We start from the raw sequence: 19,992 nt of genomic DNA on the forward strand, positions 1-19,992 counted from the left end.
AAGCCAGTTCGCGGTGAGGTCGAGGATGGCGTCGGCGGTACGCATCAGGCGACCTCGAACTTCGGGTCAACCTCTTCGCCAAGCGCACCAGACATCTGAACTAGCGACAGAACGAGTTCGCCGGCTGGTGTCAGCCGATAGCGCCATGGACGTTCGGGACTGTATCGAGCGTTGAATTCGACTAGCCCGCGCCTCTGCAGCGCGCCGGCTGTCGAAAAGAACATGTGAAAATTCCCGAGCCATGTGTTGGAAGAAATCGCATCCAGGGCACGGACTTGAACGTTTGAAAGTTGGACCGAAAACGCCACGCTGGTCGTGTAATTTTGGAAGTTTTCCTGCCACGACATCACGCCACCTCGCGGCCGATCTGATACGCACGATCACCCGCCGCACAGGCGCGATCCCAAGCGGTGCCGGCGAGCTTGTCGGCTTCGACCGAAACGAAATCCTCCGTCACGTCGCGGACCATCTCATCCATGGTGACCCGGTGAACCCGGATTGATGCGCCGCTGCCGAAGTTGCCGACGATCTCGCGGGCCTGAGCCTCGCCAATGCAGACCGAGGCGTTCAGCCGGTCTTCGACGTCGAAAATCAGGAAGGTGTCCATTTCGCTTTCCTCTCAGTTCCACCAGATCGGCCGAGGCGGCGAGCGGTGGTGTTGAGAGAAACCTATCACGCCATGTGAACTTAGCAAGTAAATAATTCACGCTGTGTGAAATTAATTCTGGACGGCAGGGACAGTCTATGCGAATCGTGATGGCGATTGAGCGGCGACCCGGTGCAAATCCGGTGCAGGTGAAGCCGCAGGCGCGGGGCGAAGCCCTACCGTGCTGCCTGAAAGTGAGGGATGTCTGATCCGAGAGGGCGGGCGGCGGCTCTACAGTGACTCGTCCGAGTTTCTGAAGAACCGGAGGCCCTCCCTGCCTTCATGGTTTAGCCCATGGGGGTAGGGGGGCTTTTGGCAGATACGCAATCTGAACCGGTTTCTGAAAGTTCCCCTTCCTGAGAATACGGGAGCCAAGAAAGAAACCTGAGACGTTGAAGGGTTAGACGCTGTGAAGACACCGATTTCCGAAACAGAAATTCTCGTGGCACGCACGCCGAAAGGCGCTTGGACCGCGAAGCAACTGGCAACCTGGGGCGTGCCGTGGCCGCCGCCGCATGGGTGGAAAGCCCAACTGATCGCGCATGGCTATCCGTTCGATCCGGACGTTTCAGTTCACTCGAAGGCTTCTATCGAGGGGAGTTATTGCGTTGGCTGCACATGAAAGAATCTCTAGACTGGGCCCAGTCGTCGCAATTGAAGACATCGAACCACTGGGAGGGGATATGGCACAGCGGGTCAATCTTGACGCCATGATTAGGCGGGAAGATTTTGCAAAGGAAATAAAGGGGACCGTAGCGCCTAGAATTGTTACGGAATTGAAGTTGAGCGATTTGCTTCCTTCAGCCGCGATCAGACGGCAGTTGCGCAAGCCGGAATTTCAGAGGGAAACCAATCACTGGACTCCGGATCAGGTCGTCAAGCTTGTCACGAGCTTCCTTGATGAGGATGTTATCCCGTCGATTATCCTTTGGCGCTCAGCCAACTTTATTTTCGTCATTGATGGGGCACACCGATTGAGTGCGCTCTGTGCCTGGATACAGAATGATTACGGAGATGGCACGGAATCGAAAACCTTCTACTCTGACGAGATATCCCAGGAACAGAAGCGCGTGGCGACCCGAGTCCGCAAAGCGCTGGACACGACGATCGGTACCTACGCAAGCCTTGACCGGCTCGTCGGTCAGGCCGCTCTAGGCAAGGCCGGTGAACGAGCCGGCTCAATGAACACGCAGCCAATAGTGGTCCAGACTGTCAAAGGAACTTCCAAGGCGGCGGAAGATTCATTTTTCGCCATAAACAAGCAGGGTACCGCTCTCGATGAGACCGAAGAATACCTCATCCGGAATAGGAACAAGCCCGTTTCAATTGGTGCACGAGCAATTGTTCGTGCGGGGTTTGGTCATCCGTACTGGTCGTCATTTAGCCATGCCAACCAGGAGGAGGTCATCAAGTTAGCTGGTGAACTTCACCGCACCCTGTTTGACCCGGAATCGACGGCTCCGTTGAAAACTCTGGACTTGCCGCTGGCTGGATCGAAGTCGCCCGTTGATGCTTTGGCGGTGCTGATAGATTTTCTGACAGTTTCAGATACCCGCGCCAACATTGAGCGACTGGCTGACGATCCATCCGTTACGGCGACCGATGACACGGGCGATCTGACCATTAGGGCTCTCAAGAGTGGCCTGAAGATTGCCCATCGAATTACCGGAAATTCCCCAGAAAGCCTGGGCTTGCACCCTGCTGTGTATTTCAGCAACGACAAGGGTAAGCACAGTCGTTTTTTGTTTCTGGGGTTTTGCGCTCTGATAGCTGAAAAAATCAAAAACAATGATGGCGGATGGTTTAGGAAGTTCACTAATGCAAGAAAGGACGTAGAAGTCTTTTTGATCGCCAATAAATCTGTCATAGGCATTGTATTACAGAATCTTGGCAAGAAAACGCGTGTCCCGCGCATGAAGGAAATGTTTAGTTTTCTTGTGGACGAATGTTCTCAGGGTCGTGCCCCTGAGACGCAGACTGTATTTTCGCACCTTGGTCTAAGTGGGAAGATTTACGATCTGACCGCCGCTCCGCGCGCTGTAGTCTTTTCCGATGATACAAAGTCTCAGATATTTTATCGCCAAGCCATTGAAAAAGCCGAAAGGTGTCCGGTCTGCAGCGGGCTGCTCGATGTATCGAAGTCGGTATCCTATGACCATATTACGCCGGTAAGAGATGGAGGACTTGGAACGGTGGAGAACGGCCAGATGGTTCATCCGTACTGCAACACCGGAATGAAAGGTTAGCCGATGCCAACGACGCCAACCACCAATTACAGCGATGCCGAAACGGAGCAGTGACGCGACGAAGTGATCCGCCTAATGGCGAACACCCGGCCACAACCGCGCGTCAGTCGTCTTTTCAATTCAAGAAAAACGAAAGCTGCGCCGGATCGATCTTCTCCAAAGCCCGACCCTCGGAAGGACTAGACCGTTTGTCCGACCGGCCTCAACCGGCAAGTGGTGAAAACTCGCGACATCCTGAAGGTACTTGTCAGGAGCCTCAGTGGGCGGACACTCGAACTCCTCGTTGACTCCTGACATCTAGGACCGCTTTCCTATCGGCAACAACAACGCCATGGGAGGCGAGTATGAATTTGGCGGCAGACGCCGATGGTCACCTCAAGCGCATCGCGTGTCAGGTCTACACACAGTTGCCCGAAGACAAGCGGGAAGCGCTTCTCGTGCTGAGATACGTACGCCAGATCGTGTTCTGCCTTGGCGAGGACTGGGAGACAGTTAGTCGAACAGCGCCTATCCTACCCTTCGGCTCTGGTCCGAAAGGTCGGGCAGAAGGTCCAACATCCTTGCGGGTAATCCGGCCCGATCGCCCAGATACAGCCAGTCAAGAGTGACGCCAGTTTTAGAAGCTATGCGAATAGCGACGTCGAGCTCCGGCCTTCGGATGCCCTTGAGATAGTTGTTCAACGCCGGCTGGGACAGTTCGATGAGCGAAGCGAAGCTGGCCTGATTGCGATCGAGCGCCGTCATGAGCGCCGCCAGTCTCATCGAGATATCTGCGTTGGATCTTCCGCCGTCAGCCATACAAACGAATTTGCACTTTCACGCGGTGAAAAGAAATTAACGTGTGAGGGCTTGCCAAAACTTCACGTAGCGTGATAATTGGCTGCATGGAAACCACTTGCTCACCAGTTGATCGGTTCATTGATGCACTTGGCGGTCTGACCAAGGCGGCAGCCTCGCTAGGCATTGAGAATCCTAGCGTTGTCGCCAACTGGCGTACCCGGGGACGGGTGCCTGCTGAGCATGTGCTCAAGATCGAGGCGGAGACGGGCATCTCTCGACACGAGCTTCGCCCCGACATCTTCGGGACGGAGTCCGCCACCCCCGCACCGGAGCAGCCCTCCCAAGTCGAGGACGCGGCATGAGCGCCCAACCCCTCACTGATCTCATGCAGTCGGCGGCAATCATTTGCCTCGCGCTGGCCTGCGTCATGAATTCGCTTGGGCGTCGCTAGATGATCCGGCTCCAGCCCGCCGATGATCATGGTCTCGCGCTCGACGTCATCCAGATCGACGGCGGCACACAGTCCCGCGCCACGCTGAACCAGCATGTGGTCGACGACTATGCCGAGGCCATCAAAACCGGCGCGACGTTCCCGCCGATCGTCGTGTTCTACGATGGCAAGAAGCACTGGCTGGCCGACGGCTTCCACCGCTTCCATGCCTATCAGAAGGCGGGCCGGACCAGCGTCAACGCCGATGTCCGCCAGGGCACCCGCCGCGATGCGATCCTGCACAGCGTCGGCGCCAATGAGGCGCATGGGTTGCGGCGCACCAACGACGACAAGCGCAGGGCGGTGCTGACGCTGCTGAACGATGCTGAGTGGGGCGCGTGGTCGGATAGCGATGTTCGTAAGAAATGCGCTGTCAGTCTCGCCCTCGTCCAGAAGATTCGGAAGGAAGTCACTTACGGCGCGGTAAGTGAGAGGCCCGCGCCAGCACCGCCGCCGCCAGTGCCCGCCGCCGTTCAGGCGAGATTTGAGAAGATCGAAGCGGCAGGCGGGACGCCGCGCTTCTACAAGAACAAGCACGGCAACGTCGGCGTCATGAACGTCGCCGGTATCAACGCCGGTCGCACTCAATCCCAAGCGAAAGCCTCCGAGGACAACGGCAGTATAACCGGCGGGGCCGGCCCTGTGACGGGAGAGGCGAGTAGGCTCGCATCCGGGCGAACGGATGCAGGGGAGGCGGCTTCGGTCGACCTCCCCACCGTTCCAGTCCTTGGCCGCCGCGATCCACTCGATCCTGTCTTGTGGCAGGTGATGCAGCTTCGCGAAGCCTGGGCGAAAGCGAATGCTGAGGCGAGGGCCATCTTCCTCGCTGAAATCAAATCCTCCGACGGCATGGCGTCCGGTTCGGAGCACCACAGCGCAGACCACGTAAGTCCGCCGGTTCGCAGACGTACATCGGGCAGTGGGAGCGCCAACGCAGGAGGCGAAAATGTAACCGATGCCGATACTGCCAATACGTTCCATGGCCCGAATGAGGGCAAAACCTCGCTGGCAGCGCGTGAGGGCGAAAAGCCGCTGCATTCCAATTTCCCATCGGCGTCCCCCCGCGCCGAGGCCGTGGCTGATCCCCAAGCCTCCCAAGCTCCCAAAGCCACGGCCATTTCTTTCAACCCTGACCCCCACAATCCGCAGGTTGACGACGGGCGACCTGATCCAAGCTCGAATGTAGCCGGGGCAAAAAGCGACGTACCTCACGTCGTCGGTCAGGGCGGCGTAAAGCCGGTGGTACATTTCGGCGAATTCGAGCAGCAGTCGGCGGGTAATCCGCAAGGCCGGAATGAGCCGGCATCCGGTGCGTCCGCTTCCGTCATCAAATCCAAACCGTTCGTTTTGCGGCCGCACTGCCTCAAGCCTGATCTGTGTGCCGGTTCCGGCGCCAATCACTGCCACGCCTGCAAGAAGGCAATGGCGGAAGGTGAGGCGACATGAACTCGGTGGGCTTCATCGACATCGTCTACCTGGTGCTGATCGGGGCTGCGTTCTGGCTTGGGAGGTGGACGGCATGAACACGCTCGTCCAATTCGCCGGCGACGAACTGCCTGCGCGCAAGAAGATCCAATCGAAGCCGTCCGCGCACACCCTGTTTCTGATGGGCAAGGACACGATGGAGATCGCGCGTATCCGCAAGGAGCCGGAACACATCGTCCTGCGCGCTTTGACGGCTGAACGATCGAAGGCAAAGGGCCTTCCCGTCGAGACATGTCCGTCGCCGTATCGGACGTCACCGGTTCAGAAGTGGCGTGACATCGGCAATCCCCACCTGGGGCCGGTCACATGACGCTCCTGGTCACGCATTTACTGGCCGCAGCAGTCGGCTCTCTCGGGGCCGGGGCCTATGCGTCCAGCAAAGTCCGCCAGCGTGAGACCGCGGCTGAACTTCGTGGCCTTTGGGCGAACGTTGTTACTCTGGAAGACGCTGCGCGTCGGGTTGGTGCCTGATGCGAACGGGTCCGAGTCATTGTCAGCCCTTCGCCGTCCCCAACCGGGGAACGGCAATTCCATCTGATGCGCTTTCGTCTGTTCTTGGCGGTTCGGCCGATAGCGCATTCGTCATTCCTTTTCTGCCGATCAGCGTCCTGCCGTTCGGCTCAGTCGCTCGTGGTGACGGACACACCATAGGCGAAAGGAAACAAGCATGTCCGACACAAGGCGTGTCGATTTCGACACCAAGAGTAGCGAGTTCGACGTAATGCGTGCGCTTGCCGACACAAACGGAATGACGGTGCCCGAGAAAGCCGAGTTCTGGCTCCAGGGTCTTGCCTGGGTTCATCATCGTGGCCGTCACGATACCTGGTCTGCGGCCCGGGACCGGGCGGCGAAAGATGCGAAAGTTCGTGCCTCGATTGCCAAGCGTATCTGGCAGCGTTTCGCGGACATGAACGATGTCAGCGGCGAAGCGCTGCTGAAACTCATGCTGGCATACGAGGACGCCTGCCAGCGGAACGAAGATGCCGTCGCCGCCTACCGCGCCGAACGGCTCAAGCTGAAAGCACAACGACATGCGGTGGATCACCAGCGCGCTCGCGAGAGCGTGGGAGCGGATCGCGCTCGCGATTGAGCGGCGCAGAAAGAGGAAATGACCATGGCGAAGAAAGCAGCGCAGACGGACAATGCCGCCCCGACAGGGCACAACAGCGGGGAGCTGACACCGGCCGAAAGCCGCGCCCTGATGTTCCACCATTTCAACCTGATCGAGGCGCAGAAGGCGGTCGTCAAGGCCGCCCAGGACGATCTCAAGAAGCTGAAGAAGACGGCCAAGGCCGACGGTTTGGTTATGGCCGATCTCGACTACATGGCCCGGTGCGCGGAACTCGAAGACCCGACCATCGTGCCGGAGGAAATGCGCCGCCGCGCTGAGATCGCGTCGTGGTTCGCGCTGCCGGTCAACTTCCAGCCCGATATGTTCACCGACCGGATGCCGCTCGACGAGCGAGCCTACGAGGAAGGTGTCGCGGCTGGACTGCAGGGCAAAGACCCGACGGCGCCATACGACGCATCGTCGTCGGCCGGGCAGCGCTGGTTAGAAGGCTGGCACGAAGGCCAGCGCCAGATGCGCGACGATCTCGAAGCGGCGATGACGAAGCGCAACGCGGCCAAGGGCGACGAGCTGATCGCCGGGCACGACGCCGACGATCCCTTTGCAGAAGCGGCGGAGTGACGACGATGGCGAAACTTGGCAACTGCGTCTTCTGCCAAAAGGTGATCCGCGAAGGACAGCTATATCATCATGGCATCGACGAGATCGCCTGTGAGGCATGTGCCCCCAGCTATGGGGACATGCTCGCGGAGCCGGGGTCCTTTCGCGATTTTCAGACCGACGAGCCCCTGACGGCTGAACAGGCAAAAGCGGCTATCGATGCCCACCTCGCCAAGGGCGGCGCCCTCACAGACAAAATGGTGTCGGCATGATCCTCACACTCCTCAAGCGCGCTGCTGGCTTCGCTGAGAACGATCTGATCCCGACCGAGGAATTTGCTTCCGAGTTCGATGCCTTCACGATCCCGGCAGAGACTACGATCCTCGACCGTTCAGCAAGTGTCGTATCAGACTTCCTGTCTCTTGCGAGGGCGGAGAAAGACCGTCTCGAAACCGAGATCGCATCTCGGCAGGAGCGGCTTCGCCATACCATTGTGGCTATCGAGGCATTCGAGCCCGTCCTGACCAAACTGGACGAAGGCTACGACCCGGCTGACGCCAAGCCCTACGACGTGGCCATTGAGACAAAGCGGCGGCGTGGGGACAAGCCATTCCGCAAGCCTGTCCTCGCAGCGGCGGAGTAGGGGCATGTCCGTCCATCCCGACTATCGGCAGTTCTTGGACGGGCGGGTGACGTTATACGCAGGTGACTGCCTCCAGGTCATGCCAGTGCTCGCCGACAAGTCCGTGGACTGCGTGCTCGCAGATCCTCCGTACGAAAATCACATGCACGTCGGTAAGGATGAGACCGAGCATCCCCGCGGCCGAAAAATCCGCAATGACGGCTACGTCGAGATGAAGATGTTGGATTTCACCAGCATCGAGCCAATTCGCCAGAACGCTGCAAATGAGATTGTTCGCGTCTGCTCCGGTTGGGCTCTCGTCTTCTGCACCCCGGAAGGGATCGCACCTTGGCGCGATGCTTTCGAGGCGGCCGGCGCCCGCTACAAACGCGCCTGCTTCTGGGTGAAGCCGGACAGCGCGCCTCAGTTCAACGGACAGGGGCCGGCAATGGCAGTGGAGGCCTTCGTCGCTGTTTGGTGCGGCAGAGGACACTCCCGATGGAACGGCGGCGGCAAACGAAATTACTGGACATACGGAACCAACGCGCCCTTTCGCGACGGCAGGCATCCGACCGAAAAACCGGTCGACCTAATCTCGAATCTCATTATCGATTTCACCCAAGCCGACGACGTCATCCTCGACCCATTCATGGGCTCAGGGACAACGGGTGTCGCCTGTGGCCTGACACGTCGTCAATTCATCGGGATTGAAGCGCTTCCGCATTGGTTTCAGGTGGCTATCGAGCGGATAGGCGGGAGACAATACGGACCTGATGCCGGTGCTGGGCCGCTTTTCGGCGGGGAGGCCGCCTGATGTCACTCATCATCTTCGACAGGCGTCAGTCCGACATCAGCAGGCGATCTGCCTTCCTCCAGAAAAGCGAGGGAACGCGGTCCGACATTGTAAGATTTGCCTTGGACCAGAACACGAAACTCTGGGTCATGTCCGGTTCTAAACCGCTTCGAGCTGATGATGACCCGCTGTTTGATCCGCTCGACGGCGGCGCGCTGGGCTTTCTGGCGGGCGATATGATCGTTGGACGGCATAGCCGAAACTCACTCGTACACAACACGAACCAAAGAATACGTTCGAAAGCCGCGAGGGTTCCATGCTGATCCTTGGGCTAGATCCCTCACAATCTACCGGCTGGAGCTTGTACGACACCGCCGCCAATCTCTCGGCTATCCGTGCCGGTGTCCTAAAAGCCGTCGGTGACGATTACGAGCACAAATCGGCATCACTCGGTTTCGCTCTGATGAAGCTGATCAAGACGGATCGTCCCGACTTCATCGTCATCGAAATGCCAATCCGGTCCCAGCCCGCCCGTCAGGTCCGCAAGGTCAAGTTCATGGGCGAGGAAAAGCTCGAGGAAGCCAGCGGCTCCGGTCTCAATGCCGTGATCTCGTCAAACCAGATGGTGGGCGCCTGTGCCGCGATCATCGGAGCCTTCAATATTCCGTTCGAGTGCATCGCGCCGGTGACTTGGCGAAAGCAGTTCCTAGGCTTCGGCACCCGGCCAGGATGGCAGCGCAAGGACTGGAAGCGGGCGGTGCGTGATCGCTGTGCCCAACTCAAGATCGTCGTCACCAATGATGACATGGCCGATGCGGTCGGAATCGCATTCGCGGGCAAGGCTAGCCAGACGTGTCGGATGATTGAAGCGAGGGCGGCTTGATGGCGAAGAAGATGCTCGTCGCCGATCTGCTCTGTGGTGCCGGCGGTTCGTCGACCGGCGCGGCCCGCGCTCTCGCCGAGCTTGGGCTCGAGATGGAGTTGGTCTGCGTCAACCACTGGCCCACCGCTATTGAGACGCACACGCTCAACCATCCCGAGGCCCGGCACTTTGTCCAAGACATCGCGACTGTGCGGCCGCACCTGCTGGTGCCGGAAGGCTATCTCGACCTTCTCATGGCCTCGCCGACGTGCACGCATCACAGCGTGGCGCGCGGCGGCAAGCCGACCAGCGACCAGCAGCGCTCCGATCCCTGGCACATCATCACATGGCTGACCGAGCTGCGGGTCAAGCGGATCATCATCGAGAACGTCTGGGAGTTCATCGGCTGGGGTCCGGTCGACCATCGCACCGGCAAGCCCATCGCATCACGCAAGGGCGAATATTTCCATGCCTGGATCGAGACCCTGAAAAGGCTCGGCTTCGATCCGGAATGGCGGAAGCTGAACGCCGCCGATTACGGCGACGCCACGACGCGGCAGCGGTTCATCCTCATGGCGCGGTCGGATCGCCGCCGCGTCTCGTGGCCGATGCCGACGCACCGCAAGCCCGATGCCGTCAACTTCGACTTGTTCTCCGGCGCAAAGCCATGGAGGCCGGCGCGCGAGATCATCGATTGGCAGATCAAGGGCAAATCCATCTTCAACCGGAAGAAGGCTCTCGCACCGAAAACCTTGGCCCGCATCTATGCCGGCGCGCAGAAGTTTGGGTGGCCGGAACCATTCCTTGTCATCCTTCGCCAGCACATGGACGGGAAGAGCGTCGACGGGCCGTTGCCGAGTATCGCAGCAAACGGCGGGCATATCGGGCTTGCCGAGCCGGTGATCATGAACGGCAGGAAGGGGAACCAGGCGCTGTCTGTTTCCGAAGCGCCGATCCCGACACTTGATACCAAGGGCGGCGTCTGGCTTGCCGAACCGCTGCTGCTGTCGGTGAACAACAGCGGCGCGCCTCGCTCATCAAACGAGCCGCTTCCAACCATCACGACGGGCGGCGCTGGATCGGACAGGCGTGAAGGGTGCGCTCGACCTATGCTTGTGACAGTGGCGCACGGCACAGACAAGCGCGACGCGGACCCCTACAGCCGCAGAGCCCATGACATGGAAAGTCCGCTCGGGGCGATACATGGCGACGGGAGTTCCTATGCGGTAGTCGAGCCCTTCATCCTAAACCGCCACGGCGACAATGGAGGGGTGCGGGCGCATTCCCTGGAAGAACCGACGCCGACGGCAAACTGCGATGGCGGCGGGTTTCTGGTCGAGCCGTTTGTGCTTTCGCAGGCCTCGGGTGGCGCACCGCGCGCCGTGAGCGATCCAATCCCGACCACCCCAGCGAAAGGCGCGACTGCGCTGATCTCCGCCTATTATGGATCGGGTTCCGGCGAAGTCCTCCAGAGCATGGAACAGCCGTTGCCGACCGCCACGGCAAAGAACCGGTTCGGGATGGTGGTGCCGGTCACGAATTTCAACGGCGGAGCGCAACCGCGCGATGTCGAGATAGACCCGCTGGCGACGATGACGACGGCCAAGGGCGGCGAGTTCGCGCTCGCTGAGGCAACCGCCGAATACGACATCCTCTTCCGGATGCTGGAGCCTCACGAACTGGCGGCGGCCATGGGCTTCAATACCGACGATCAGGAATACGAGTTCGCCGGCACGAAAACGGAGAAGATCAAGCAGATCGGCAACGCCGTGTCGGTGTCGAAGATGAAGGCCTGTGTCGGGTCGATCATGGCCGATGCCGCCCCGAAGCGGAAAGAGGCTGCTGACTTTCGGGAGGCGGCAGAGTGAACGCGCACAGCAGAGACTTCCGCCCCGCGCTACCCGATGCCATCGAAGCCGAACAGGCTTTGCTCGGAGCGTGCCTGCATTCCGGTGATGCCTACTGGCGGGTTGCCGGCTTCCTCAAAGCTTCGCACTTCCATGAGCCGATCCACGGCAGTCTGTACGAGATCATCGGCACCATGATCGCCGAGGGCAGGGCGGTGAACCCGATCACGGTCAAGCCTTACCTGCCGGATCAGATGATTGGCGAGCAGACCATGTTCGAATACGTGGTGCGGCTGTTTTCCGAGGCTGTCACCGTCTCCGGCGCCTATGACTATGCCCGAGCCATCATCGAAATGTGGGCGTGCCAGAAGCTGATCGGCGTCGCTCAAGACCTCGATGCGCTGGCCCGCAACATGCCGGTGGATATGACGCCGGAAAAGATCATCTCAGTGACGGCAGATCGGCTGACGCAGATCGCCCAGGAGGGCAACGAACGGGCTGCGTCGCTCAAGTACGGCGTGCTCTTGCCCAAGGCGATCGACAGGGCGCAGAAGTCGAGCGAAGACGCTTCGGCGCTCATTCCGTGGTTCCTGCCGGAGATCACCTCCATTGCCGGCGACATCCGCCGTGGCAACCTCATCGGTTTCATGTCGGACAGCGGCGGCGGCAAGACTTCGTTCAGCCTGCAGCAGGTTCGCCATGCGGCGATGGTCGGCTACAGGGCTGCATTCTTTTCGATCGAGATCACCGAGGAGGAGGCGGCGCTTCAAGCGGCTGCACAGGCCGCAGGCATATCGCTTGGACGCCTCGACGCCTTCACGCTCAACAGCAAAGAGAAAGCCGACATCGAGGCCGAACTGTCGCGGGCGATGGATATTCCCTTCGACATCGTACCGTTCTCGGATTGCAGCCTGTCCGACATTCGCATCCGTACCGAAGCGATGAAGAAGTCGGTCGGGCTGGACCTGATCGTCATCGACCACGCGAAGATGATCAACCTGCCGGGCAAGGCCGGTGATCTGTTCGCGGAGAGGATCAACGCGCTGTACCGCGGTCTCAAGGCTCTCGCGAAGTCGCTCAATGTGGCCATCGTGATCCTGATCCAGCGCAACGATGACTGGAAGGCGCGGTACAAGACCGGCGGCTCGCTCCGTCCGATGATGGGCGATGCCTATGGCGGCGGCGGCGTCAAACAAAACCTCGACGTCTGGTTCAGCCTGTACCGGCCCGAACCGCTTTACAAGGAACTGATCCCGCAGGAGCGCCGACAGGAAAAGCGGGAGGAGCTGATCGGGAAATACGACAACTCGCGCGGCAAGGCCTGGCTGATCAATCACAAGCGCCGACGCGGCGAGCCAGGCACATCTCAGGAAATCAGGTTTGAGGCCGAGTTCACGCGCTTTTCGTCAAGCGCCGCTGACATGCCAGCAGCATTCGAAGGGTTCATGTGATGAGCGAGGCTCCGTCTTTCCTCCCCGACTACTCGTCCATGGCGATCAACGGCAAGCATCGACCGCTGTTCAAGCTGTTCTTGACCGATGGCTGGCGCTATGTCCGCAAGGAAGGCCAGCCTGTGGAGTGCGACAGCGCGGCGCAGGCCATCGAAGCCGCCAAGGAATGCGTGAAGCGCATCCTGAACCCGGAAATCAGGGCCGAGCAGGTCCACCGCGACGCACTGGCCGATGAGGTGACGCTATGGCGCCAGAAGCGGGCAGGGGAAGCCGCTGAGGCACAGGAAGCAGCGCTCGGGGCCATCGTGGTCAAAGGCCGTCAGGTGAAGGTTGAGCGGCTGCCGGCGAGGAGGGTGCGGATATGACCTATCCCTACGTGTACTTTTGGAACCGTCAGGGCCGCAAAGGCCAGCGCTGCGCTGTCACTGCGCGCGCCAAGGTCATGAACAGCATCCGCGTCGAGTTCGAGGACGGCCACGTGATGATCACTTCCGGCAACGCAATCCGGAGGGCCAAATGACCATCGCAGTCTGTGGCCGCGCCACGATGGCCAATGCGAAACGGATCGTCTTCGACGAGGGCATCAACATCGCCCCGCGCAAGAAGTCCGGACGGGAACGCCTGATCGAATTGTCTCTGCGCTGGTCTGCGGAGCAGGCCGCCCGTCGCGAAGCCGAGCAACAAGCCCGAGATGCTCTGCAGCGCACCATGGCCGAACACCGTCGCCGGCTCCAAGACATGACTGGCAACGTCGCCACCGATCCGAAGGAACTCATTTCGATGGTGGCTGCCTGGCATGGGCTCGAAGCGTCTGACATCTTGGCGTCGGGCCGAAGCAGAATTGCCGTCGAGGCCAGATATGACGCTATCGCCGCAGTTCATCTGCTCTGCAAGATCAATGGCCGGCAATACTCGACGCCGCTGCTGGGCCGGCTGTTCAGGCGCGATCATACCACGATCATCCATGCGCTTCGGAAGCGAGGGCTGCGATGAACTTTCACCAGCCCGCAGCCTCGTTACACGGCCTGCTATGTCCGAAATGCCAGTCGCCGGACCTGCGGACACTCGAAACACGCCCTACGGCTAGTGGTGTCAAGCGGCGGCGGCAATGCGAGACCTGCGGACATAGGTTCACAACTGTCGAGAAGGTGCGCGATGACCGATAGCCGCGTCCAATCCCTATGCGACGAGTTCTCGGTGAGGATCGTGCCGAAGTCGGTTTGTCCCGGCCCCGGCGAGACCCGCGCCGTCGCCACGTTGGAGAAGATCATTCGTCGGCATGGGATGGAACATGCCCGACTGGTGATGACCACGCTGGCGGAAACCGAGAACAATAAGGCCGCGCTCGAGGCAGCAGCATTCGGGGCCGCATCGGATCTGATCCGAGCCTGTCCGGAGTGGGTCGAGGATGCCAGCAAGTGGCTCGCGGTGTGGGACAAGACGCCGGTGGGGGAACTGCAGGCCCTGACGCACGATCTGCGCGGCCATGTCTCGATGCGTTGCGCGTTGGCAGGTCTTATCTATGAGCGGATATGGAGGGCATATGGACCGCGTTCGGTCCAGCCCGATCTCTTGGACGAGAGGAGGCGAGGATGAAGGGGCAACCTCGCGAGGCTTGGCTGAAATCTGATAACCACGAGAAATTCGCTGATGCTGTGATCGCATGTCAAAGCGGCGCGCCGTGGGAGTGCTTCGAAACGGGACAGTGCGCAGCGGGCGGTGATTGTTTCACGACAGATCGACAGGGCGCTTGCGCTGCTTGGAAGATGATCAGCCGACTGCACAGCGACAATGCGGTCGTGCAGAGGCATCTCGATAGTGCGGTAGCATTTCTAAGGTATGGAAAAACCGACGGCGGGAGCGCAGCATGAACATCGGCGACATCGCGAACATCTTCATCCGAGCGGCCGAGATCGACCGCAACAGCCATGAGCATGTCGGGCCAGGCGCGCTCCGGGCGCAACAGCTTCCCTATGTCCACGACTTCGCCGACAAAGCCGGTTGGCGCAAGGAACATGGCGACAAGCTTCCCAAGGGTGCCGATCCCTATGCCGAGGAGCGCAAGGCATTCTGGGAACGTATTGCCGCGATGCCAACGGCCGCCGAGGTGACTGCCATCGAAGCTGTATTTGACTGGCTCATGGCATCTGGAGACGATGCCGAACGTCGTGCTCTATGGGCATGGGCACGAGCGAAGGCTGGCGGCAAGTCATTCCGCCGTTGGTGCTTCGATAAGGAGGGTATCCATCCTGAGACAGGCCGGAGGCGAAAAGACCGCGCCTTGCAGCGCATTTCAGACCATTTGGCCGGGAAACGCCATTTGCATGAACAAACTGCCGAAATCAGGGTGTTGTCATGTGGCCATGAAATCGGGGATGTTTCCGCTACGCTCGAAGAAGATGCGGGCGAAAGAGATCACCTCAATTCATGGATGGCAGATAGCGCTTTTTCTCCCTTCATGGAGGGTGAGCCGCAGTCGGCATTCTCATGGGCCGCCAAGCGAAACGAGATGAGGCGCCAGCGTGAGGCTAGGCGGCGGAAGGCGGCTTAGGTCCAACTAGTGCAAAAATTGCACAAGTTCGAAATGCGAGGCCAGATCAGATGAGGGCCGGCTTCCTTGGCAGCCTCTCACCCTATCAGGAGCGGCGGACGGACGAGGCTAAGGCCCGTGAGCAAGTAGGCCAACGGTGGCAGGTTACCCCTTCATGGGCATCCCGCTACGACCACCGCGCCGAACGCAAGCCGGGATGGGAAGCGAGCGGTCCAGTCCGTTCCTGACTACAGGTCCATTCGGATGACAATGCCGTCGGGCAAGTAGAAATTATTGAATCTGTTGCCGCTGAAATGAGCACTTCCGATGCCTGGCATCTTAAGAAATCTCCCCATACCGACCATGGCGGGATGACCGGCCGCCACGTATTCGGTAGTGCCAACGTCGAGCCCTGACAACTCATGTGAGTGCTTGGAGATGGTTTCGGCGACCAGCCTATAAAATTCGCGTTTGTCGTCGACTTCCTTGTTGGGGCATATCCATAGCCGCCAGGTGTCGGTGTCGGGCTGATGCACCCACATGACGGCCCGGGGCTTTATCTTAGTCTCATCAAGCCGAGCTGTCAGTGCTTGACCTTGGCTTACCAAAACCGTTTGATCCATGGCAGTACTCCGCTGTTTGGATCCATTATTGCTTGAACAATCAACTGCGCCTCCATGGCTGCGCACCCCCGGTAGCGCGCGTCAGGAGACCACTCGCTCACAATACCCCAATTGGCGGCAAAATCTGCGTTGGCGTCTTGCGCTTCTTTAAGGTCGCCTTTCAGGCCGGCTAACCCGATAAGCTTCCCATACTCATGCGAAAGAACGCCATTCAAAATGGCCTTGTCTGGGATGGTGTCGGTGGAAACTTGCCGCGCGATACACGCTTTTAGTGCGAGCTCGACGCTATATCCGGCGAGATAATATGCGTTTGACCATCGGTGGTGATTCAGAAGCAAAATTGAGTCGTCTACCTTGGCCTGCGCATAGGCTTGTAGATCAGTTCGCTTCATCTCCCGCCCCTTTGAAAAACAATCAACCCCGAAATCAAACAATCAAACATGGCACGTGGAGGCAATAGACCTGGCGCCGGGCGCAAGCGTGGTGCACCGAATAAAGCATCTGCTGCCCGTCAGGCGAAGGTTGCGGCAACGGGCGCAACCCCGCTCGAATACATGCTGAAGGTGATGCGCAACCCGAAGGCGACGGACCAGCGGCGCGACGACATGGCGAAGGCTGCAGCACCATATGTCCATCCTAAGCTTGCCTCCATGCAGCACACCGGCCGCAACGGTGGCCCGATCCAGACCGTCGACCTCACAAGACTGAGTGGTGATGAGCTCGCTCAACTCGAAGATATCTTCGGTCCGCTTGCCGGACCCGGCGACGATGATGCGCCTGATCAGGGCGGAGAGGGCGAGGCGACAGGCTGAGGCCGAACGTCAACGGGTCACGCTGGATGCTGAACGGATCAGGGCGCGGTGCCAAACGCTCGCTGGGTTCATCGAAGAATTCTGGCCGATCCTCGAACCGAAGAAGGAACTGAAATTCGGCTGGGCACTGCTGGCCATGTGTAAGCACCTGACGGCCGTGTCAGATGGGCTGATCCAGTTCCTGCTCATGACCGTGCCTCCCGGCATGATGAAATCGCTCCTGCTGGTCTTCTGGACCGCATGGGAATGGGGACCGCTGGGGCGACCCGATATTCAAGTGTTGGCAACCTCGTACAGCCAGCCCAACGTTCTTCGCGACAACGTCAAGCTGCGGCGCCTGATTGAGAGCGAGAAGTTCCAGACGCTGTGGCCGCTCGCGCTGCGGGACGATCAGAACGCCAAGGGGAAATTCGAGAACACGGGAAGCGGTTTCAGTGAGGCCCGTCCGTTCAGCTCGATGACCGGCGGCCGCGGCGATCGGGTAAAGGTAGACGATCCGCATTCGACCGAGACAGCCGAGAGCGAGACAGAACGGGGCACGACCGTCCGCATCTTCCGAGAGGGCATAACCGACCGTCTGAACGACTCGGCCACCTCGGCAATTGTCATCATCATGCAGCGGCTGCACGAGCAGGACGTGGCAGCTGTTGCGCTGGAGTTGGACATCGGTTTCGTCCACCTGAACTTTCCGATGGAGTTTGATCCAGAGCGAGCCTGCCGCACCTACGTTAACGGAGAACTGTTCTTCGAAGATCCCCGAACGGAAGAGGGTGAGCTTCTATTCCCGGAGCGGTTCCCAGCGACGGAAATCGAGCGCCTAAAAAGGGCGAAGGGCTCATACGCCTATTCCGGACAGTATCAGCAGCGCCCAACGCCGCGCACCGGTGGCATGTTCCAGCGCGGCGACTTCGAGATTGTCGATGCGGTTCCAGCTGGTGCGGTTCGCTGCAGGGCATGGGACTTCGCGGCTACCCAACCGAAACCGGGCAAGCAACCGGATTGGACCGTCGGGCTCAAGATGGCCTACGCCGCCGGCATCTTCTACGTCGAGGATGTCAGGCGCGATCGGTGGTCGCCCGGCGATGTCGAGAAGAACCTGAAGGCTACGGCCAGCCAGGACGGGCTTGGCATCAGGATCAGGATACCGGAAGACCCAGGTGCGGCCGGTAAGTCGGACGCAGCCACCAAGGTCAAGCTGTTGGCCGGGTACGATGTCATTGTGGTTCGGCCGACTGGCGAAAAGGCGGTGCGTGCGAAACCGGCGTCGGCTCAGGCCGAGGCAGGCAATGTCAGGCTGGTGCGCGGGACCTGGAACGGCACCTTCCTCGATGAGGTGTGCTCGTTCCCCAATGCGCAGCATGACGACCAGGTCGATGCCTTCGCCGATGCGCTGAACGAGCTGGCGCTTGGCTCGACCTACACTCTGGACAATGTGGCTTAGTTGCTGTTCGCGCGATCGTTGAAACTGCTAACAGCGGAATTGTAGTCGTCGATCACCTGCTGCGAATTCCGCCTCATGCAGTTCTGGTATGTTTCGACGTCAGACTGATAGCTTTCCATGTCGCTCTTGCAGCTTTCGAAGTCATTCTGATCATCGAAAGCGCCATAGTCGGATGCACAGGATGGCGCACTAGGCTCGCTGCAGTAATATGCGAATGCTGGCCGTTGCCCGACCGCAAGCACAACACTTATCGCAAGTAGTATTCTCATATCTACGCCCCCGTCGCTGGGAAGTGGTACGCTAGGAGGTCGCAATGGGCAACATAATCCAGCTTGCCCGCGACAGCCTGACCAATCTCGTCTCCCGTATGGGGACGGAGCGGGACAAGGCATCCGCCAGCTTCTACGGCACGCCGCTGATCAGCGATGAACAGTTGCTCAACGCCTACCGGGGTGCCTGGCTGCCGCGGAAGATCGTCGATGTTCCGGCCTTCGATAGCGTCAGGGCATGGCGCGACTGGCAGGCGGAAGGGCGCGAGATCGAGGACATCGAGAACGAGGAAAACCGCCTCAACGTCCGCGGCAAGGTATTCGAAGCCCGCATCAAGGCTCGCCTGTGGGGCGGTGCTGCCATCCATATCGGGACGGGAGACGCTGACCTATTCAAACCCCTCGATGTCGAGCGGGTCGGCAAGGGCGGAATCAAGTATCTGACGGTACTGACCCGTCGGCAGTTGAGCGTCGGCGAGATCGATAGGGACGTGGCCAGCGAGTTCTATGGACGGCCCGCCTATTACACCATGACGGCCGGCGACAAGACGCAGGTCAGAATTCATCCCTCGCGGCTGGTGGTCTTCACGGGCAACGCGCAACCCGACATCGAATTCGTCGGCGCCAATGATTTCGCATGGGGCGACAGCGTTCTCCTGTCCATCCTCGATGCGATCAAGAATGCCGATAGCACGGCGGGCAACGTGGCGAGCCTGGTGTTCGAGGCCAAGATCGACATCATTCGCGTGCCGAACTTCATGGCCTCGCTGAAGGATGAGGGCTACAAGCAGCGGCTGCTGGAGCGCTTCACCCTCGCCAATACCGCCAAGGGCATCAACGGTACGCTCGTTCTCGACAAGGAGGAGGAATACGAGAGCAAGCAGGCCTCATTCGCCACGCTGCCCGATGTGATGGATCGCTTCCTGCAGATCGTCTCCGGTGCAGCGGATATCCCGGCTACGCGCCTGTTGGGTCAGGCTCCGTCAGGGATGAATGCCACCGGCGAGAGCGATCTTCGGAACTACTACGACCGCCTCTCCGCCATGCAGCAGGTCGAGATGACGCCGGCCATGTATCGGCTGGATGAGTGCCTGATCCGGTCCGCCTTGGGATCGCGCCCAACCGACGTCTATTACGAGTGGGCGCCGTTGTGGGGCCTGTCCGACAAGGAGAAGGCCGACATCTTCAAGCTGAAGTCGGATGCGGCACGGGCGCTTGCTGGCTCCGCCGCTGGCACGCTGTTGCCGGTTGAGGCGCTGAGCGACGCGCTGGTCAACACCTTCGTCGAGGATGGCAGCTTGCCAGGGTTGGAAGCCGCAATCGAGGAATACGTGTCAATCGGCGTTGAACTTTGACCCTCTATCGGCATCCAGTATTGACCCCCCTGGTGTGGCGGTCAGCACTTGCCGGCCCGGCGCTGGTCCGG

27 protein-coding genes are annotated in these 19,992 nt (G+C 59.9%); 22 read left to right on the forward strand and 5 right to left on the reverse strand.

Translation table 11 applies throughout. From position 1 onward, the window contains the following. Positions 1–44: 44 nt before the first annotated feature. Both J2X35_RS19650 and J2X35_RS19655 read right to left on the reverse strand, forming a co-directional pair. The gene (locus J2X35_RS19650) at positions 45–347 is read right to left on the reverse strand and encodes a hypothetical protein (RefSeq protein ID WP_310189293.1); all 303 of its coding nucleotides are present in this window, start codon (positions 345–347) and stop codon (positions 45–47) included. After that, a complete protein-coding gene (locus J2X35_RS19655) occupies positions 347–607 on the reverse strand; it encodes a hypothetical protein (RefSeq protein ID WP_310189295.1) in 261 nt (86 codons plus the stop codon). The genes J2X35_RS19650 and J2X35_RS19655 overlap by 1 nt, the downstream gene beginning before the upstream one ends. 722 nt (positions 608–1,329) lie before the next feature. Here J2X35_RS19655 and J2X35_RS19660 point away from each other — a divergent pair. After that, entirely contained in the window at positions 1,330–2,892 is a 1,563-nt protein-coding gene (locus J2X35_RS19660; RefSeq protein ID WP_310189297.1) for a DUF262 domain-containing protein, read from the forward strand. Positions 2,893–3,399: 507 nt separating this feature from the next. Here J2X35_RS19660 and J2X35_RS19665 read toward each other — a convergent pair. Next, positions 3,400–3,636 carry a helix-turn-helix transcriptional regulator gene (locus J2X35_RS19665; protein ID WP_310189300.1) on the reverse strand — a complete coding sequence of 79 codons (237 nt, stop codon included), beginning with the start codon at positions 3,634–3,636 and terminating at the stop codon, positions 3,400–3,402. A gap of 140 nt (positions 3,637–3,776) precedes the next feature. On the opposite strand from J2X35_RS19665, the gene J2X35_RS19670 reads away from it, so the two are divergent. The 18 genes from J2X35_RS19670 to J2X35_RS19750 all read left to right on the forward strand — a co-directional run bounded on the left by J2X35_RS19670 (position 3,777) and on the right by J2X35_RS19750 (position 15,442). Then, positions 3,777–4,034: a carph-isopro domain-containing protein gene (locus J2X35_RS19670; protein ID WP_310189302.1), complete on the forward strand. Its 258-nt coding sequence runs from the start codon at positions 3,777–3,779 to the stop codon at positions 4,032–4,034. Positions 4,035–4,123: 89 nt separating this feature from the next. Then, on the forward strand, positions 4,124–5,608 hold the full coding sequence (locus J2X35_RS19675; RefSeq protein ID WP_310189304.1) for a ParB/RepB/Spo0J family partition protein: 1,485 nt from the start codon (positions 4,124–4,126) through the stop codon (positions 5,606–5,608). A 73-nt stretch (positions 5,609–5,681) separates the two neighbouring features. Beyond that, positions 5,682–5,957: a hypothetical protein gene (locus tag J2X35_RS19680; protein ID WP_310189307.1), complete on the forward strand. Its 276-nt coding sequence runs from the start codon at positions 5,682–5,684 to the stop codon at positions 5,955–5,957. A 357-nt stretch (positions 5,958–6,314) separates the two neighbouring features. Further along, on the forward strand, positions 6,315–6,737 hold the full coding sequence (locus J2X35_RS19685; protein WP_310189310.1) for a hypothetical protein: 423 nt from the start codon (positions 6,315–6,317) through the stop codon (positions 6,735–6,737). Positions 6,738–6,761: 24 nt separating this feature from the next. Then, a complete protein-coding gene (locus J2X35_RS19690; RefSeq protein WP_310189312.1) occupies positions 6,762–7,337 on the forward strand; it encodes a hypothetical protein in 576 nt (191 codons plus the stop codon). A 5-nt stretch (positions 7,338–7,342) separates the two neighbouring features. Continuing rightward, the gene (locus tag J2X35_RS19695; protein ID WP_310189314.1) at positions 7,343–7,588 is read left to right on the forward strand and encodes a hypothetical protein; all 246 of its coding nucleotides are present in this window, start codon (positions 7,343–7,345) and stop codon (positions 7,586–7,588) included. Further along, positions 7,585–7,959, forward strand: a complete 375-nt coding sequence (locus tag J2X35_RS19700; protein ID WP_310189317.1) for a hypothetical protein — start codon at positions 7,585–7,587, stop codon at positions 7,957–7,959. Before J2X35_RS19695 ends, J2X35_RS19700 begins: the two co-directional genes overlap by 4 nt. 4 nt (positions 7,960–7,963) lie before the next feature. Beyond that, positions 7,964–8,752: a site-specific DNA-methyltransferase gene (locus tag J2X35_RS19705; RefSeq protein ID WP_310189319.1), complete on the forward strand. Its 789-nt coding sequence runs from the start codon at positions 7,964–7,966 to the stop codon at positions 8,750–8,752. Further along, positions 8,752–9,054 (forward strand): hypothetical protein, encoded by a 303-nt coding sequence (locus J2X35_RS19710; protein ID WP_310189321.1) that lies wholly within the window; start codon positions 8,752–8,754, stop codon positions 9,052–9,054. Before J2X35_RS19705 ends, J2X35_RS19710 begins: the two co-directional genes overlap by 1 nt. Continuing rightward, positions 9,048–9,614 carry a hypothetical protein gene (locus J2X35_RS19715; RefSeq protein WP_310189323.1) on the forward strand — a complete coding sequence of 189 codons (567 nt, stop codon included), beginning with the start codon at positions 9,048–9,050 and terminating at the stop codon, positions 9,612–9,614. The genes J2X35_RS19710 and J2X35_RS19715 overlap by 7 nt, the downstream gene beginning before the upstream one ends. Next, the gene (locus tag J2X35_RS19720) at positions 9,614–11,461 is read left to right on the forward strand and encodes a DNA cytosine methyltransferase (RefSeq protein ID WP_310189325.1); all 1,848 of its coding nucleotides are present in this window, start codon (positions 9,614–9,616) and stop codon (positions 11,459–11,461) included. The genes J2X35_RS19715 and J2X35_RS19720 overlap by 1 nt, the downstream gene beginning before the upstream one ends. Then, entirely contained in the window at positions 11,458–12,891 is a 1,434-nt protein-coding gene (locus tag J2X35_RS19725) for a DnaB-like helicase C-terminal domain-containing protein (protein ID WP_310189328.1), read from the forward strand. The genes J2X35_RS19720 and J2X35_RS19725 overlap by 4 nt, the downstream gene beginning before the upstream one ends. Beyond that, the gene (locus J2X35_RS19730; RefSeq protein WP_310189330.1) at positions 12,891–13,256 is read left to right on the forward strand and encodes a hypothetical protein; all 366 of its coding nucleotides are present in this window, start codon (positions 12,891–12,893) and stop codon (positions 13,254–13,256) included. Before J2X35_RS19725 ends, J2X35_RS19730 begins: the two co-directional genes overlap by 1 nt. Next, positions 13,253–13,411, forward strand: a complete 159-nt coding sequence (locus J2X35_RS19735) for a hypothetical protein (protein WP_310189332.1) — start codon at positions 13,253–13,255, stop codon at positions 13,409–13,411. Before J2X35_RS19730 ends, J2X35_RS19735 begins: the two co-directional genes overlap by 4 nt. Further along, positions 13,408–13,884, forward strand: coding sequence for a helix-turn-helix domain-containing protein (locus J2X35_RS19740; RefSeq protein WP_310189336.1), 477 nt, complete (start codon positions 13,408–13,410; stop codon positions 13,882–13,884). The genes J2X35_RS19735 and J2X35_RS19740 overlap by 4 nt, the downstream gene beginning before the upstream one ends. Continuing rightward, a complete protein-coding gene (locus J2X35_RS19885; RefSeq protein WP_405023248.1) occupies positions 13,881–14,057 on the forward strand; it encodes a hypothetical protein in 177 nt (58 codons plus the stop codon). The genes J2X35_RS19740 and J2X35_RS19885 overlap by 4 nt, the downstream gene beginning before the upstream one ends. Next, complete coding sequence (locus J2X35_RS19745; RefSeq protein ID WP_310189339.1) at positions 14,047–14,487, forward strand: hypothetical protein; 441 nt, start codon at positions 14,047–14,049, stop codon at positions 14,485–14,487. Before J2X35_RS19885 ends, J2X35_RS19745 begins: the two co-directional genes overlap by 11 nt. Before the next feature lie 271 nt (positions 14,488–14,758). After that, positions 14,759–15,442, forward strand: a complete 684-nt coding sequence (locus tag J2X35_RS19750; protein WP_310189341.1) for a hypothetical protein — start codon at positions 14,759–14,761, stop codon at positions 15,440–15,442. Between the two features lie 227 nt (positions 15,443–15,669). Here J2X35_RS19750 and J2X35_RS19755 read toward each other — a convergent pair whose 3' ends face one another. Both J2X35_RS19755 and J2X35_RS19760 read right to left on the reverse strand, forming a co-directional pair. Then, on the reverse strand, positions 15,670–16,044 hold the full coding sequence (locus J2X35_RS19755) for a hypothetical protein (RefSeq protein WP_310189344.1): 375 nt from the start codon (positions 16,042–16,044) through the stop codon (positions 15,670–15,672). After that, positions 16,023–16,436 (reverse strand): hypothetical protein, encoded by a 414-nt coding sequence (locus J2X35_RS19760; RefSeq protein WP_310189347.1) that lies wholly within the window; start codon positions 16,434–16,436, stop codon positions 16,023–16,025. The genes J2X35_RS19755 and J2X35_RS19760 overlap by 22 nt, the downstream gene beginning before the upstream one ends. Positions 16,437–16,598: 162 nt before the next feature. Here J2X35_RS19760 and J2X35_RS19765 point away from each other — a divergent pair, with 162 nt between their 5' ends. The 3 genes from J2X35_RS19765 to J2X35_RS19775 all read left to right on the forward strand — a co-directional run bounded on the left by J2X35_RS19765 (position 16,599) and on the right by J2X35_RS19775 (position 19,921). Beyond that, positions 16,599–16,856: a hypothetical protein gene (locus tag J2X35_RS19765; protein ID WP_310189349.1), complete on the forward strand. Its 258-nt coding sequence runs from the start codon at positions 16,599–16,601 to the stop codon at positions 16,854–16,856. Further along, on the forward strand, positions 16,813–18,297 hold the full coding sequence (terL, locus tag J2X35_RS19770; protein ID WP_310189353.1) for a phage terminase large subunit: 1,485 nt from the start codon (positions 16,813–16,815) through the stop codon (positions 18,295–18,297). Before J2X35_RS19765 ends, terL begins: the two co-directional genes overlap by 44 nt. 313 nt (positions 18,298–18,610) lie before the next feature. Then, positions 18,611–19,921 (forward strand): anti-CBASS protein Acb1 family protein, encoded by a 1,311-nt coding sequence (locus tag J2X35_RS19775; RefSeq protein ID WP_310189355.1) that lies wholly within the window; start codon positions 18,611–18,613, stop codon positions 19,919–19,921. Positions 19,922–19,992 lie beyond the last annotated feature (71 nt).

This window comes from Mesorhizobium sp. BE184 (assembly GCF_031457045.1).
Taxonomy (GTDB): Bacteria; Pseudomonadota; Alphaproteobacteria; order Rhizobiales; family Rhizobiaceae; genus Mesorhizobium.

Excerpts from the sequence above, each read along its gene's own strand:
- J2X35_RS19650 (WP_310189293.1), bottom strand. The coding sequence starts at position 347 with ATGTCGTGGCAGGAAAACTTCCAAAATTACACGACCAGCGTGGCGTTT.
- J2X35_RS19655 (WP_310189295.1), bottom strand. The coding sequence starts at position 607 with ATGGACACCTTCCTGATTTTCGACGTCGAAGACCGGCTGAACGCCTCG.
- J2X35_RS19660 (WP_310189297.1), top strand. The coding sequence starts at position 1,330 with ATGGCACAGCGGGTCAATCTTGACGCCATGATTAGGCGGGAAGATTTT.
- J2X35_RS19665 (WP_310189300.1), bottom strand. The coding sequence starts at position 3,636 with ATGACGGCGCTCGATCGCAATCAGGCCAGCTTCGCTTCGCTCATCGAA.
- J2X35_RS19670 (WP_310189302.1), top strand. The coding sequence starts at position 3,777 with ATGGAAACCACTTGCTCACCAGTTGATCGGTTCATTGATGCACTTGGC.
- J2X35_RS19675 (WP_310189304.1), top strand. The coding sequence starts at position 4,124 with ATGATCCGGCTCCAGCCCGCCGATGATCATGGTCTCGCGCTCGACGTC.
- J2X35_RS19680 (WP_310189307.1), top strand. The coding sequence starts at position 5,682 with ATGAACACGCTCGTCCAATTCGCCGGCGACGAACTGCCTGCGCGCAAG.
- J2X35_RS19685 (WP_310189310.1), top strand. The coding sequence starts at position 6,315 with ATGTCCGACACAAGGCGTGTCGATTTCGACACCAAGAGTAGCGAGTTC.
- J2X35_RS19690 (WP_310189312.1), top strand. The coding sequence starts at position 6,762 with ATGGCGAAGAAAGCAGCGCAGACGGACAATGCCGCCCCGACAGGGCAC.
- J2X35_RS19695 (WP_310189314.1), top strand. The coding sequence starts at position 7,343 with ATGGCGAAACTTGGCAACTGCGTCTTCTGCCAAAAGGTGATCCGCGAA.
- J2X35_RS19700 (WP_310189317.1), top strand. The coding sequence starts at position 7,585 with ATGATCCTCACACTCCTCAAGCGCGCTGCTGGCTTCGCTGAGAACGAT.
- J2X35_RS19705 (WP_310189319.1), top strand. The coding sequence starts at position 7,964 with ATGTCCGTCCATCCCGACTATCGGCAGTTCTTGGACGGGCGGGTGACG.
- J2X35_RS19710 (WP_310189321.1), top strand. The coding sequence starts at position 8,752 with ATGTCACTCATCATCTTCGACAGGCGTCAGTCCGACATCAGCAGGCGA.
- J2X35_RS19715 (WP_310189323.1), top strand. The coding sequence starts at position 9,048 with ATGCTGATCCTTGGGCTAGATCCCTCACAATCTACCGGCTGGAGCTTG.
- J2X35_RS19720 (WP_310189325.1), top strand. The coding sequence starts at position 9,614 with ATGGCGAAGAAGATGCTCGTCGCCGATCTGCTCTGTGGTGCCGGCGGT.
- J2X35_RS19730 (WP_310189330.1), top strand. The coding sequence starts at position 12,891 with ATGAGCGAGGCTCCGTCTTTCCTCCCCGACTACTCGTCCATGGCGATC.
- J2X35_RS19735 (WP_310189332.1), top strand. The coding sequence starts at position 13,253 with ATGACCTATCCCTACGTGTACTTTTGGAACCGTCAGGGCCGCAAAGGC.
- J2X35_RS19740 (WP_310189336.1), top strand. The coding sequence starts at position 13,408 with ATGACCATCGCAGTCTGTGGCCGCGCCACGATGGCCAATGCGAAACGG.
- J2X35_RS19885 (WP_405023248.1), top strand. The coding sequence starts at position 13,881 with ATGAACTTTCACCAGCCCGCAGCCTCGTTACACGGCCTGCTATGTCCG.
- J2X35_RS19745 (WP_310189339.1), top strand. The coding sequence starts at position 14,047 with ATGACCGATAGCCGCGTCCAATCCCTATGCGACGAGTTCTCGGTGAGG.
- J2X35_RS19750 (WP_310189341.1), top strand. The coding sequence starts at position 14,759 with ATGAACATCGGCGACATCGCGAACATCTTCATCCGAGCGGCCGAGATC.
- J2X35_RS19755 (WP_310189344.1), bottom strand. The coding sequence starts at position 16,044 with ATGGATCAAACGGTTTTGGTAAGCCAAGGTCAAGCACTGACAGCTCGG.
- J2X35_RS19760 (WP_310189347.1), bottom strand. The coding sequence starts at position 16,436 with ATGAAGCGAACTGATCTACAAGCCTATGCGCAGGCCAAGGTAGACGAC.
- J2X35_RS19765 (WP_310189349.1), top strand. The coding sequence starts at position 16,599 with ATGCTGAAGGTGATGCGCAACCCGAAGGCGACGGACCAGCGGCGCGAC.
- terL (WP_310189353.1), top strand. The coding sequence starts at position 16,813 with ATGATGCGCCTGATCAGGGCGGAGAGGGCGAGGCGACAGGCTGAGGCC.
- J2X35_RS19775 (WP_310189355.1), top strand. The coding sequence starts at position 18,611 with ATGGGCAACATAATCCAGCTTGCCCGCGACAGCCTGACCAATCTCGTC.